This window comes from Mesorhizobium sp. M0029 (genome assembly GCF_040323735.1).
In the GTDB taxonomy this organism is placed as follows: domain Bacteria; phylum Pseudomonadota; class Alphaproteobacteria; order Rhizobiales; family Rhizobiaceae; genus Mesorhizobium.
Genome location: NZ_JAMYVF010000004.1, coordinates 401,553 through 414,605, shown reverse-complemented (window position 1 = coordinate 414,605; position 13,053 = coordinate 401,553). Strand labels below are relative to the sequence as shown.

Genomic DNA, 13,053 nt, shown 5'->3' with positions numbered 1-13,053 from the left:
TGCTTTGATGCATGTCATTATCCAGAACCGCTGCGCACTTATGGGCGACATGCATTGGCGGATGCTCTTAGCAGATGCGGCAACAGAAAACCCCGGCCGCGAACGACCGGGGTTTTGGTCCAGAAATCTGGCCTTGTCTATTTCCTGGCGAGGAGATCGCGAATTTCGGTGAGCAGTGCGACGTCAGCCGGCGGCGGAGCCGCAGGTGCGGCCGGCTTCTCGCGCTCGAGCCGCTTGCGCATGTTGTTCACGGCCTTGACCATAAGGAAGATGATGAAAGCCAGGATGACGAAATTCAGCGCCACGGTGATAAAATTGCCGTAGGCGAACACCGCGCCTTCCTTACGCGCGTCGGCAAGATTGGTCGAATGCACTGTTGATGAGAGGCCTATGAAGTAGTTGGAAAAGTCGACGCCACCAAGTGCGCCGATGAAAGGCATGATGATGTCATTGACAAGAGAATCGACGATCTTGCTGAAGGCCGCGCCGATGATGACGCCGACCGCAAGGTCCATCACATTTCCTTTGGAAATGAATTCCTGGAATTCTTTCAGCATTCGACCCTCCTTGTCATGACGGACCGCGCTGCCGCCGTCCCTCCGGCGTCGGCCCGTGCGCACCATAACAAAAACCTGCGGTTGCAACAGAAGCAAAAGCTGGAAAACACCGCTTTCTCCTTACCTTGGTTCACGGTTCGACAGGGCGGCGTCGCGGCCATGCGCCGAAAGCCGCGATGGACTTGACCTTAGAGCTGTGATTGCCTCTGGGCAGGCCGGGGTGAAAGCTGGCCGAGGAGGATTTTCGGGCCGTGCAGGGCTGGTTCATCGTCATCATTGCGGTCGCCTATGTAACGCTGCTGTTCGTCATCGCCAGCCTCGGCGACCGGCGTTCAACGGCGTTGGGACCCGGCCGCGCCCGGCCCTTCATCTATGCGCTCAGCCTCGCCATCTACTGCACCTCCTGGACCTTCTTCGGCTCGGTCGGCCTGTCGTCCGAGCGCGGCCTCGAATTTTTGGGCATCTACACCGGGCCCGTGCTGGTGTTCGTGTTCGGCTTTCCGTTGCTCAACCGCATCGTGCGGCTGGCCAAGAGCGAGAAGATCACCTCGATCGCCGACTTCCTCGGCGCGCGCTACGGCAAGAGCTTTGCCGTCTCGGCGATCGCCACGCTGATCGCCACCATCGGCGCGGTGCCCTATATCGCACTGCAATTGAAGGCGATCTCCGGTTCGGTCGGCCTGATGGTCGAGCATTATACGGGATCGCCGCCCTCCTTCGATCCCTTCGTCAGCGACATCTCGCTGGTGGTGGCCATGCTCTTGGCGCTGTTTGCGGTGCTGTTCGGCACCCGCCATGCCGACGCCACCGAGCACCAGGACGGGCTGGTGCTGGCGGTGGCGGTCGAAACCGTGGTCAAGCTCGCCGCCTTCCTGGCGATCGGCCTGATGGTCACCTTCCTGATCTTCGGTGGCCCGGGCGACATGATCGACAAGCTGGCCGAAAACAGCCAGGTGCGGCAAGCCATGGGCTACAACACCTCGCTCGCCACCTGGCTGGTGCTGACTTGCCTGAGCGGCTTTGCCATCATCATGCTGCCGCGCCAGTTCTACGTCACCATCGTCGAGAACCGCGGCGAGGCCGAACTGCGCACCGCGACCTGGGTGTTCCCGCTCTATCTCGTGGCGATAAACCTGTTCGTGCTGCCGATCGCCTTTGCCGGCCTGGCGCTGGTCGGCACCAAAACCACCAGTGACCTCTATGTGCTGGCGCTGCCCTTGTTCGGCGGCCATGACTTCCTCGCCATGGCCGCCTTCATCGGTGGGCTGTCGGCGGCGACCGCCATGGTGATCGTCGAAAGCGTGGCGCTGTCAATCATGATCTCCAACGACCTCGTCATCCCGCTGTTCGTGCGCCGCCTGCTCAAGACCACGACCTCGGAGAATGAGGATTGGTCGACGCTGATCCTCAACGTGCGGCGCGGCGCCATCTTCATCCTGTTGTTCATTGCCTTCCTCTACTACCGCGAAAGCACCAACTCGGCGCGGCTGTCGTCGATCGGCCTGATGTCGTTCGCGGCAATCGCCCAATTCGCGCCGGCGCTGATCGGGGGGCTGATCTGGCGCGGCGCCAATGGCCGCGGCGCGGCCCTTGGCATGGTCGCCGGCATCCTCGTCTGGGGCTATACGCTGCTTTTGCCGTCGCTCTCGGCAGCCGACGCGGACATCGTCGTGCAGGGGTTGTTCGGTTTCGAGGCGCTGCGGCCGCAGGCTCTGTTCGGCACCGTCGCCGAACCGTTGAACCACGGCGTGCTGTGGAGCCTGTCGGTCAACACGCTGTTCTTCGTGCTCGGCTCGCTGTCGCGCGCGTCAGTGCCGCTGGAGCGGATCCAGGCGTCGATCTTCGTGCCGCGCGAGTCCGGCCCGATGCCCAGCCTGCGCCGCTTCCGCACCGCCATCACCGTCAATGTGCTGAAAGACACCATCTCGCGCTATCTCGGCGTCGAGCGCACCGAGCGCTCCTTCCAGTCCTTCGAAAAGAGCACTGGCGTCTCGTTGCACGGCAATGAGCAGGCTAGCATGGACGTCATCCGTTTCTCCGAGCAGCTGCTGGCGAGCGCGGTCGGCTCGTCGTCGGCGCGGCTGATCCTGTCGCTGCTGTTTCGCCGCAACGACCGCGACTCAAAAGATGCCTTCCGCCTGCTCGATGACGCCACCGAAGCGCTGCAGCACAATCGCGACCTGTTGCAGATCGCGCTCGACCAGATGGAACAGGGCATTACCGTCTTCGACCGCGATTTCCGCCTGATCTGCTGGAACAGACAATATCGCGCGCTGTTCGACCTGCCCGACGAGATGGGCCAGGTCGGCGTCTCGCTCGACCGCATCCTGCGCCACCTCGCCGAGCGCGGCGATATCCCGGCCGACCAGCGCGTGGCGATGCTCAACCGTCTGACCAGCTTCGTCAGCCCATGGCAGATGGAGTTGACGACCAGTGGCCGAATCCTCGAACTGCGTTCCAACCCGATGCCGGACGGTGGCATCGTTGCCACCTATGCCGACATATCAGGACGCGTCGAACAGGATTTGGCGCTGAAGCGGGCCAATGAATCGCTGGAGCAGCGGGTCAAGACGCGTACCATCGAACTGACTAGGGTCAACGAGGAGTTGACCCGGGTCAATGAGGAGCTGGCGCAGGCGCAGATGCTGGCCGAGGAGGCCAATCTGGGAAAGACGCGCTTCCTCGCCGCCGCTGGCCACGACATTCTGCAGCCGCTGAACGCCGCCCGGCTCTACTGCTCGTCGCTGATCGAAAAGGCCGGCAAGGGCCCGGCCGGCAAGGCCGCTATCAACATCGAATCCTCGCTGGAATCGGTCGAGACGATCCTGGGCGCCGTGCTCGACATTTCCCGCCTCGACGCCGGCGCGATGAAACCGGACGACAGCGCCTTCCGCCTGGACGGGCTGCTGCGCCAGATCGGCAATGATTTTCAGCCGCTCGCCGCCGAAAAGAAACTCGATCTGACGATCATAGCCTCGTCGCTCAGCGTGATGACGGACCGCAACCTACTGCGCCGGCTGATCCAGAATCTGGTCTCCAACGCCATCAAATACACCCCCCATGGCCGCATCCTGGTCGGCGTGCGACGGCGCGGCGAACTCGCCGAAATCCAGGTGATCGACACTGGCATCGGCATTGCCGGCGACAAGCTGAACACGGTCTTCAACGAGTTCACCCGGCTGGACGAAGGCGTGCGCGAAGCCGAAGGTCTCGGCCTTGGCCTGTCCATCGTCGACCGCATCGCGCGGGTACTGCGGCTCGAGATCCAGATCTTTTCCAACCCGGGCAAGGGTACGCGCTTTTCCGTTATCCTGCCGGTTGCGGCGGTTGAGGCGCCGCGGCGCGAGGTCGAGCCGAAGGCGCCTGCCCGCACCGCGAATTCGCTGGCCGGCCTGCGCGTCATGTGCATCGACAACGACCCTCGCATTCTCGATGGCATGCGGCTTTTGCTCGAAGGCTGGGGCTGCAGCGTCGGCACGTTTTCGGGTTCGGAGGATTTTGGCAGGGCCGATCGTCCCGACATCGTGCTTGCCGACTATCATCTCGATGGCAGAAGCGGCCTCGACATCATCGCGCGCCTGCGTGACATCCATGGTTCGGACCTGCCGGCCGTGCTGGTCACCGCCGACCGCTCCACCGAGGTCCGTGCCGCTGCCGCCGCCATTGACGTGCCGGTGATCAACAAGCCGCTGAAGCCGGCCGTGCTACGCTCGATGATGGCCAGGGTCAGGCCGCTGGCGTCGGCGGCCGAGTAGAGTCCTATCTCTTTGTTTTTGCGCAATTCCCAAGGGAAAGCGCTACGCACTTTTCCTGGAATAGCTTTAGCCTGCTGGCTGCAACGGATCGCTGCCGATCTTGGACAGCTGGATCACCGCCTGGGTGCGGCTGTCGACGCCGAGTTTCTGCAGGATGGCCGAGACATGCGCCTTGACCGTCGCTTCGGAGACGCTGAGTTCGTAGGCGATCTGCTTGTTGAGCAGGCCTTCGGCCAGCATGCCGAGGACACGCGTCTGCTGCGGCGTCAGCGCCTGCAGCCGCTTGATCAGGTCGGATATTTCGGGGTCGCGCTCGACGCCGAGGTCGATGCCGACGGGCGCGGCGATATCGCCGGCCAGCACCGTCTGCACGGCGCCGCGGATCTCCTCCATGCTGGCCGATTTGGAGATGAAGCCGGATGCGCCGAGATCGAGCGCGCGCCGGATGGTCACCGGGTCGTCGTGGGCCGACACCACCACCAGCGGCACCGCCGGGTGGATGCCGCGCAGCGCGATCAGACCGGACAGGCCGCTGGCGCCCGGCATCGACAGGTCGAGCAGCACCAGGTCGACATCCTCATTGGCCACGACCAGGGCCTTGGCACTTTCGAAATCACCGGCCTCGTGAATGGCGGCGACGTCGCCGACGCCGGCAAGCGCCTCTTTCAAAGCGCCGCGGAACAGCGGATGGTCGTCGGCAATGACGAAGGTGTAACCCGACGGCAAATCTTCCTCCCAAATCCCGTTGTTGCCCAAACTTCGTTATCGATTGACGGCTTTCCGGGATCGGACGATTATGCGGCGAAGCGCTTTGTTTTCAAGCGGCAATGGCCGGACGGCACTTTGCGCCGGGCAGCTCAGGTCTTTTGCGAGTTGAGCTTGGCGCCGTCGCCATTGTCCTTGTCCAACTCCTTGACGATGCCCATGAAGCCGCGCAGCATGCGCTCCATATAGCTCATCGTCTTGTCGAAATCCTCCTCGCTCGGCAGCTTCGATTCGAGGCGGGCGGACAGCGAGTTCTCGAGCCTGGCGACGCGTTCGTCCATTGCCTTCATCGAAGCCTGCAAACGGTCGACTTCGTCCTGGAAGGCGGCGCGTTCGTCGGCGGCCATCTTGCAGACGAGCTGGCCGGAGCGCTCCTCGCAGATCGACATGGCGCCGGTCCGGGTGTCCATGCGGACATAACCGTTGGCGGATTTTTCCAGCCGGTAGCGGTCGGTCTCTTCGGACCAGGCCGATGCCGCAACCAGCGAGACCAGTGCGGCGGGGATCAGTATGTGCTGCAGACGCATGTTCCATCCTCCACGAGCCAGTATGCGCAACCTATCACAGCTTTGCGCCGTAAATGCGGACGAGTTGCCCTTCCCCGCATGATCGGTTCGGATTATAGCGCAACCATGTCTCAGATTATCTACAAGATCGCGCCCGAAGCGCTTTGGCGCGAGGCCGAGAAAAACGGCCGTTTCACCGGGGCTCCGATCGACATCGCCGACGGCTTCATCCATTTCTCCACCGCTGATCAGGCCAGGGAGACGGCAGCGAAGCATTTCGCCGGCCAGACGGATTTGCTGCTGATCGCCATCGAAGGGGCGCTGCTCGGTGACGCGCTGAAATACGAGGTCTCGCGCGGCGGCGCGCTGTTTCCGCATCTCTATGGCGTGCTCGATATGACGGCCGTGCTGTGGGTGCGGCCATTGCCGCTCGGCGCCGACGGCCCGCACCAGTTTCCGGCGCTGGAGGCCGAATGAGCGTGTTCGACCGCATCGGCCAGAAACTGCTGTTCACCTTCGATCCGGAAACGGCGCATGGCATGTCGATCGCTGCGCTGCGCTGCGGCCTGCCGGTCGGCGCGCGGCCGGTGCGCGACGAAAGGCTGAAGGTCAGCCTCTGCGGCCTCGATTTTCCGAACCCGCTCGGCATGGCCGCTGGCTACGACAAGAACGCCGAGGTACCGGACGCGCTGCTTGGGCTCGGTTTCGGCTTTGCCGAAGTCGGTACCGTGACCCCGCTGCCGCAAGCGGGCAATCCGAAGCCGCGCATTTTCCGGCTGACGGAGGATGACGCGGTGATCAACCGGCTGGGTTTTAACAATGGGGGCCACGAAGCGGCCGAGATGCGCCTTGCCGCGCGCAAGGGACGCGTCGGCATCGTCGGCGTCAACATCGGCGCCAACAAGGACAGCGCCGATCGTGTCCATGACTATGAGCTCGGCGTCTCCCGCTTTGCGAAATACGCCAGTTATCTCACCGTCAACATCTCGTCGCCCAACACGCCCGGCCTGCGCAACATGCAGGCGCGCGAACAGCTCGGCGAACTTCTGGCTCGCGTCATATCGGCCCGTGGCTCGGCATCGGCCCAGCCACCAATCTTTCTCAAGGTCGCACCCGATCTGGTCGAGGCCGAGCTTGAAGAAATCGCCGCCGAAGTGACCGAAAAGCAGATCGACGGCGTCATCGTCTCCAACACGACGCTCTCGCGATCCGAATTGCGTAGCCCAAGCGGCGCCGGCGAGACCGGCGGTCTCTCGGGAAAACCGCTGTTCGAGCGTTCGACCATCGTGCTGGCCAAGATGCGTCGGCTGCTCGGGCCGGAGCGCGCCGTCATCGGCGTCGGCGGCGTCGATTCCGCCGAGACCGCGCTGGAGAAAATCCGCGCGGGCGCCGACCTCGTGCAGCTCTATACCGGCATGGTCTATGCCGGACCGGCGCTGCCCGGCCGCATCCTTGCCGGCATGGCGAAGTTCGCCGACAGGGAACAGCTGACGTCCTTGCGCGGCCTGCGCGACAGCCGGCTCAGCGAATGGGCGGCAAAGCCGCTTTGATTTGACGGCCAAGCTACGCCGTTGATGCGCAGCGAAAGTGGCCGCTGTCCGTCTCACGCCATATTTAGAGCACACAGGACCTGTCAGCTTGTTCGATTGAAAAGCGAGGCTGCAATGCCATCGACTGCGGTTTTCATTCTTGCGTCCATGGCTGCTCCCTTTGGCGATGGTCAACTGGAGCCCTATGTGCGGCAATTTTGCCAGGCCGCTGCTGTGAATGCCTTGCCCGCGAACGTCTCGTCGACCACCGCATTGCAGTCAGCCGCCGTTTGCTTCTTTGTCTATTCCGATATGCCTTCTGCTGGGCAGCCCGCCAAAAACTGCCATGCAGTCGTCGCGGCGCTTGCGCCTTCCGACATCGGGGCGGCCATGGACGTTTGCGAGGCAGCAGGCGAGCTGACGCGAAATTGGGCTAATGGCCGTTTCTGAGGGCTAAAACGCCTCCCGCACCCTCACCCGCAAAATCGCCAGCAGGCTGAAGCCGCGCACCAGCAGGAAAACGTGCAGCGCCGCCCACAGGCCGTGATTGCCGAGAGACGGCGCCAAGCTGAACAATGCGGCGCTGAAGGCCAGGAACGACACCAGCATCATGTTGCGCATGTCGCGCGACCAGGTAGCGCCGATGAAGACGCCGTCCATCTGGAAGGCCAGCACGCCGCTCAGCGGTGTCAGTGCCGCCCACGGCAGATAGATGTCGGCAACAGCACGAACATCCGGCGACGTGGTGATCAACGAAATCAGGCCGGCGCCGCCGAGCCAGAAGATCAGCGTGGCGGTTCCGGCGAGGCCGAACCCCCAGAATAAGGTCAGACGTACCGCCCGGCGGAACGCCGTCTCGGCACGTGCGCCGATCGCGCGTCCCGCCAACTGTTCGGCCGCGGTGGCGAAACCGTCGAGAAAATAGCCGGCGACGAGGAAGAAGTTCATCAGCACGGCATTGGCGGCCAGCGTCAGCGTGCCGAACTGCGCGCCCTGGCGGGTGAACAGCGCGAAAGCGGCGAGCAGCGAGAACGAGCGGATCATGATATCGCGGTTGAGCGACAGCATGCGCAGGAAAGCGGGCATGTCGAGCAGGCGATGCCGCGGCAGGCGGGGTGCGGCCCGGAAGCGCCAGACAACGATGGCGAGACCCAGCAGCATGGCCAGACATTCGCCGGTGACGGTCGCCCAGGCCACGCCGGCGACGCCCCAGCCAAGCTTCAGGCCGAGCAGGATGCAAAGCACGATGTTGATGCCGTTGAGCACCGCCTGCAGCATCAGCCCAAGCCCGCCCTCGCCGCGTCCAAGGACATAGCCGAGGATGGCGTAGTTGATCAGCGTGAAGGGGGCGGCGAGCATTCTGATGTGGATATAGACGCCCATCGCCTCGCCGACGCGCGCTTCGCCGCCGATGAATTTCTGGCCGGCGATGGCGATCAGCGGCGCAAGGACGACAAGCACGATGCCGGCGGCGACCGCGATCAGCACGGCGCGCCAGAACACCGCCTGCTCCTCGGTTTCGTCGCCGCGCCCAAACGCCTGGGCGACGAGGCCGGTGGTGCCGGAGCGCAGGAAATTGAAGGTGCTGAAGACGACGTCGAAGACCAGGGCCCCGGCCGCCAGGCCGCCGAGCAGGGCGGCATCGCCGAACTGCCCGACCACCGCCGTGTCGACGATGCCGAGCAGCGGCGTCGTCAGATAGGCGAGCGTCATCGGCACGGCGATGGCGAGCACCGAACGGTTGGTGACGGCGAAGGGTCTCGCGTCGGCTGGGGTTGCACCCGTGTCCAGGGGATTGCTGCCTTGCTGGTTGCGGCTTGATCGAACAGCCGATGTGCCCCATTTTCCCGCCACCGCGCAATCACTCTTGCCGTGACGGCCAACCGAAATGTTCTTCTGGCGCGAGCCCGCCGGATCCCAGTACTGGTTTTAAGCAATTCCCAAAGGGAAGCGCTACGCGCTTCTCCCGGGAAAACCGCTGCACACTTTTCCTGGAATTGCTCTAGCCATGCCCCTGCAGATCGTCCATCATCCCGACTACGATGCCGGCTTCGCCGTCAATCATCGCTTTCCGATGAGCAAATATCCGCTGCTGATGCAGGCCTTGCATATCAGGGGTCTGATCCATGCCGGGGCGCTGTGGATGCCCGAGCCGGCGCCGGCCTCCTGGCTGAAGCTCGCCCATGCGGCTGATTATGTCGACCAGGTCATCACGTGTTCAGTGCCTGAAAAGATCGAGCGCGAGATCGGCTTTCCCGTGGGACCGCGCGTTTCGCTCAGGGCGCAACTCGCCGCCGGCGGCACGGTGCTGGCGGCGCGACTGGCGCTTATCAATGGCATTGCCTGCAACAGCGCCGGCGGCAGCCACCATGCGCGGCGCGCGCAAGGCGCGGGCTTCTGCACCTTCAACGATGTTGCCGTCGCTTCGCTGGTGCTGCTAGCCGAAGACGCGGTGAAAAACATCCTGATCGTCGATCTCGATGTGCATCAGGGCGACGGCACCGCGGACATCCTGAAAGACGAGCCACGCGCGTTCACCTTTTCCATGCATGGCGAGCGCAATTATCCGGTGCGCAAGATTGCCTCCGATCTCGACGTTGCCCTGCCGGACGGCACCGGCGATGGCGTCTATCTCGAACGGCTGGGTGTCCTCCTGCCGGAGCTCTCGGCCAAGGCGCACTGGGACATCGTCTTCTACAATGCCGGTGTCGACGTGCATGCCGAGGACCGGCTCGGCCGGCTATCGCTCAGCGATGACGGCGTGCGTGCCCGCGACGCCATGGTGATCGGTCATTTCCGCGCGCTGGGCATCCCGGTCTGCGGTGTCATCGGCGGCGGCTATTCGACCGATGTCGCAGCGCTCGCGGCGCGCCACGCCATCCTGTTCGAGGTGGCGTCGGACTTTGCCTGAGTGGCCTTGGTTTGAGCATGATCTTTTCCGAAAACCGGTTGCCACTTTTCGGGATCATGCTCCGCTTCACTTGCGGTAGTTCGCGACCCTGAGCAGGATGAACACCGGCACGACGATCGCGGCGCCGAGCAGGATATAGCCCAAGAAGCGATAGACCGCGTTGAAGCCAAGATTCCACAGATCGATGAAGAAACCCTGGATGCGGTAGAAGACGTCCATCGGCGTCCAGCCGAACGCATTCATGACCAGGCCGACGAGGAACGACACGACCAGCAGCTTGATGATCACCCTGACGGGCGAGTCACCGAGAAAGCGCGTCACTGTGGACAAGGGCCTGCCTCCAGATTGGTGTGCCCGGATTCGGGGTACAAACCCACGAATACGCACTTGCTGCGCCCGCATCAAGGCAGGCGGACCGGCGCAATCGGTCGGGTTTCCAACAGCCGTTTCCGAAGAGCTGTCCAAGGGCGATTGCCCGAAGCATGCCCATCATGATATCGAGAGGCCGACGCGGGTATGATGTAATGGTAGCTTGTCAGCTTCCCAAGCTGAACGCGAGGGTTCGATTCCCTCTACCCGCTCCAGTTCCTATCCCACCTCCCGCAAGATAAAATCGTGCAGCATCTTGGCTGCCGGCGACAGGACGCGGTTCTTCACCGTGATCAGGCTGTAGGGGCGGACCTCGATGTCGAACTCGGTCTGGACGACATCGATGGCGCCGGCGAGACCGTCGGGGTTCTGGATGAATTTTGCCACCTGGATCGACACCGGGGCGATGGCGTCGGACTGCGCCACCATGACCAGTGTGAGCAGCAGCGACGAGGTGTTGAGGATGCGGTCCGGCAGGGCGATGTTGCGGTTCAGGAAATTGCTCTCCATCGCCTGGCGCAGCGGCGACCCGCCCGACTGGAACACCCAGTCAAAGGCGGCGGTGTCCTCCAGCCTCACCGCCTTCCCATTGTTTAGAGGATGGCCGTTGCTCAGCGGGTGGCCTCGGCGCACGATCAGGCAGGCCTTCTCGACGCCGATGACGCGCGATTCGAACAGGCGCGGATTGAGGTCTTCGGGGACACGGGCGATGATGAAATCATGGCGCGTGGCGATCAGTTCGCGCGCCAGCACATTCGACGTCTCGACCTGCATGGTAATCTCGATGCGCGGATAAAGGCGGCGTATCTCGCGGATCGCCGGGACCGCCAGTTCGATCGCCGGCGCCGTCACCGCGCCAAGGAACACCGAGCCGCCCTTGCCGGCCTTGAGCTCCGATATTTCGCGGTCGGCCTCGCGCATTTCGAGCAGGATCGAGCGCGCGCGCCGCGCCAGCGCCTTGCCGTAAGGGGTGAGCGTGATGCCGCGCGGCAGCCTTTCGCACAGCTTGACCTCAAGCACCGCTTCCATCTCGGAAATCATGCGCGAGGCCGCCGGCTGCGAGATGTTCATCACCTGGGCGGCCGCGCTCACCCGACCGTGATCGTCCAGCGCTGCGATCATGCGCATGTGACGCAGGCTCAAGCCACTGCGCAGAAGTGTCTCGCCATCGCCCGGCAATTCATCGTAACCGCTTGAAATTCCCTGAGGACCTCGTAAAGCCGCCATGCCTTTTCCCGCTTCCGCCACTGTTCCAGCCCGGTCTAGTCATATACCGGTTTTGGCATAGCAACCACCGAAGATCGCATTTGACAGTTATGGCAAAGGGTCACACTTTCGCGCGTCCTCAAGACTTGACGGTCGATGACGAGCAAAATCGTATCGATTTAAATCAAGACTGAGGGCCGATTGGGAGGATACCGGAGATCGATTATGACGGCGGCGGCGCTTTGGCGCATCCGCCCGACTGCGCGGCCCGCGAAGCCCCGAGGTGTCGCGTCCATCAACCAGGGAGAGTTTTACGTGAAAATCATCAAGACACTGGCCGCCGTCGCGGCCCTTGGCATCGCTGCCATGACCTACTCGGCGCACGCAGCCGACAAGGGTCTTGTCGGCGTGCTGATGCCGACCAAGACCTCGCAGCGCTGGATCAATGACGGCGATGCCGTCAAGTCCCAGCTCGAAGCTCTCGGCTACACGGTCGACCTGCAGTACGCGCAGGACGACATCCCCAACCAGCTCAGCCAGCTGGAAAACGAAATCACCAAGGGCCCGAAGGCGCTGATCATCGCTTCGATCGACGGCACGACCCTGTCGGACGCGCTGCAGAAGGCCGCTGACGCCGGCGTCGTCGTCGTCGCCTATGACCGCCTGATCAAGAAGACCGCCAATGTCGATTACTACACCACCTTCGACAATTTCGGCGTCGGCGTGATCCAGGCGAACTCGCTGGTCAAGGGCCTCAAGGAGCGCTTCCCGAACACCAAGCCGTGGAACGTCGAACTGTTCGGCGGCTCGCCGGACGACAACAACGCCTTCTTCTTCTACAACGGCGCAATCTCGGTGCTGCAGCCGCTGATCGATGACGGCTCGATTAAGATCAAGTCCGGCCAGACCGGCATGGACAAGGTCGGCACGCTGCGCTGGCTCGCCGCCACCGCCCAGGCGCGCATGGACAACCTGCTGTCGGCCAACTACTCGGACGGCAGCCGCGTCGATGGCGTTCTTTCGCCCTATGACGGCCTGTCGCGCGGCATCACCGCTTCGCTGCGCGCCGTGGGTTACGGCACCGACGCCCAGCCGTGGCCGATCGTGACCGGCCAGGACGCCGAGACTGCTTCGGTCAAGCTGATCATCACGGGCGAGCAATACTCGACCGTGTTCAAGGACACCCGCGAACTGGCCAAGGCCACCGTCGAACTCGTCGACAAGGTGCTCTCGGGCGGCAAGCCGGACGGCCTCGACGAAAAGACCTACAATAACGACGTCAAGGTCGTTCCCTCGATCCTTTTGACGCCGCATGAGGTCGACAAGTCGAACTACCAGGCACTGGTCGTCGACTCCGGCTACATCAAGGCCGACGAACTGAAGTAATCCCGGTTACAAAATCAGGGGTCCTGCGCAACGCAGGGCCCCTTTTCGTTCACCAGCGAGCCCGGTATT

At 63.2% G+C, this 13,053-nt stretch carries 12 protein-coding genes and 1 tRNA gene; 7 read left to right on the top strand and 6 right to left on the bottom strand.

Annotated elements, in window-relative coordinates; translation table 11 throughout:
- Window positions 1-137: 137 nt before the first annotated feature.
- Window positions 138-557, bottom strand: coding sequence for a large conductance mechanosensitive channel protein MscL (mscL, locus tag NKJ76_RS10110; protein WP_023681933.1), 420 nt, complete (start codon window positions 555-557; stop codon window positions 138-140).
- A 251-nt stretch (window positions 558-808) separates the two neighbouring features.
- Between mscL and NKJ76_RS10105 the strand changes: the two genes are divergently transcribed.
- The gene (locus NKJ76_RS10105; RefSeq protein WP_352537324.1) at window positions 809-4,312 is read left to right on the top strand and encodes a PAS domain-containing hybrid sensor histidine kinase/response regulator; all 3,504 of its coding nucleotides are present in this window, start codon (window positions 809-811) and stop codon (window positions 4,310-4,312) included.
- Window positions 4,313-4,378: 66 nt separating this feature from the next.
- Here NKJ76_RS10105 and NKJ76_RS10100 read toward each other — a convergent pair whose 3' ends face one another.
- Together NKJ76_RS10100 and NKJ76_RS10095 are read right to left on the bottom strand one after the other, a co-directional pair.
- A complete protein-coding gene (locus tag NKJ76_RS10100) occupies window positions 4,379-5,038 on the bottom strand; it encodes a response regulator transcription factor (RefSeq protein WP_023703427.1) in 660 nt (219 codons plus the stop codon).
- A gap of 131 nt (window positions 5,039-5,169) precedes the next feature.
- Window positions 5,170-5,604 carry a hypothetical protein gene (locus NKJ76_RS10095; RefSeq protein ID WP_352537323.1) on the bottom strand — a complete coding sequence of 145 codons (435 nt, stop codon included), beginning with the start codon at window positions 5,602-5,604 and terminating at the stop codon, window positions 5,170-5,172.
- Between the two features lie 105 nt (window positions 5,605-5,709).
- On the opposite strand from NKJ76_RS10095, the gene NKJ76_RS10090 reads away from it, so the two are divergent.
- The 3 genes from NKJ76_RS10090 (at window position 5,710) to NKJ76_RS10080 (ending at window position 7,562) form a co-directional block, all read left to right on the top strand.
- Window positions 5,710-6,060 (top strand): DUF952 domain-containing protein, encoded by a 351-nt coding sequence (locus tag NKJ76_RS10090; protein ID WP_352537322.1) that lies wholly within the window; start codon window positions 5,710-5,712, stop codon window positions 6,058-6,060.
- Window positions 6,057-7,133, top strand: coding sequence for a quinone-dependent dihydroorotate dehydrogenase (locus NKJ76_RS10085; protein ID WP_352537321.1), 1,077 nt, complete (start codon window positions 6,057-6,059; stop codon window positions 7,131-7,133). Before NKJ76_RS10090 ends, NKJ76_RS10085 begins: the two co-directional genes overlap by 4 nt.
- Before the next feature lie 114 nt (window positions 7,134-7,247).
- The gene (locus NKJ76_RS10080) at window positions 7,248-7,562 is read left to right on the top strand and encodes a hypothetical protein (RefSeq protein WP_352537320.1); all 315 of its coding nucleotides are present in this window, start codon (window positions 7,248-7,250) and stop codon (window positions 7,560-7,562) included.
- Window positions 7,563-7,565: 3 nt separating this feature from the next.
- On the opposite strand, the gene NKJ76_RS10075 is transcribed toward NKJ76_RS10080, so the two are convergent.
- Complete coding sequence (locus NKJ76_RS10075; protein WP_352537341.1) at window positions 7,566-8,903, bottom strand: MATE family efflux transporter; 1,338 nt, start codon at window positions 8,901-8,903, stop codon at window positions 7,566-7,568.
- Between the two features lie 217 nt (window positions 8,904-9,120).
- On the opposite strand from NKJ76_RS10075, the gene NKJ76_RS10070 reads away from it, so the two are divergent.
- Window positions 9,121-10,023, top strand: coding sequence for a histone deacetylase family protein (locus NKJ76_RS10070; RefSeq protein WP_352537319.1), 903 nt, complete (start codon window positions 9,121-9,123; stop codon window positions 10,021-10,023).
- Window positions 10,024-10,089: 66 nt separating this feature from the next.
- On the opposite strand, the gene NKJ76_RS10065 is transcribed toward NKJ76_RS10070, so the two are convergent.
- Window positions 10,090-10,353 carry a DUF6460 domain-containing protein gene (locus NKJ76_RS10065; RefSeq protein WP_023669641.1) on the bottom strand — a complete coding sequence of 88 codons (264 nt, stop codon included), beginning with the start codon at window positions 10,351-10,353 and terminating at the stop codon, window positions 10,090-10,092.
- Window positions 10,354-10,533: 180 nt separating this feature from the next.
- On the opposite strand from NKJ76_RS10065, the gene NKJ76_RS10060 reads away from it, so the two are divergent.
- Window positions 10,534-10,607, top strand: a tRNA-Gly gene (locus tag NKJ76_RS10060).
- Window positions 10,608-10,611: 4 nt separating this feature from the next.
- On the opposite strand, the gene NKJ76_RS10055 is transcribed toward NKJ76_RS10060, so the two are convergent.
- Entirely contained in the window at window positions 10,612-11,619 is a 1,008-nt protein-coding gene (locus tag NKJ76_RS10055) for a LysR family transcriptional regulator (protein ID WP_023681942.1), read from the bottom strand.
- A 294-nt stretch (window positions 11,620-11,913) separates the two neighbouring features.
- Between NKJ76_RS10055 and chvE the strand changes: the two genes are divergently transcribed.
- Complete coding sequence (gene chvE / locus NKJ76_RS10050) at window positions 11,914-12,984, top strand: multiple monosaccharide ABC transporter substrate-binding protein (protein WP_023681943.1); 1,071 nt, start codon at window positions 11,914-11,916, stop codon at window positions 12,982-12,984.
- Window positions 12,985-13,053 lie beyond the last annotated feature (69 nt).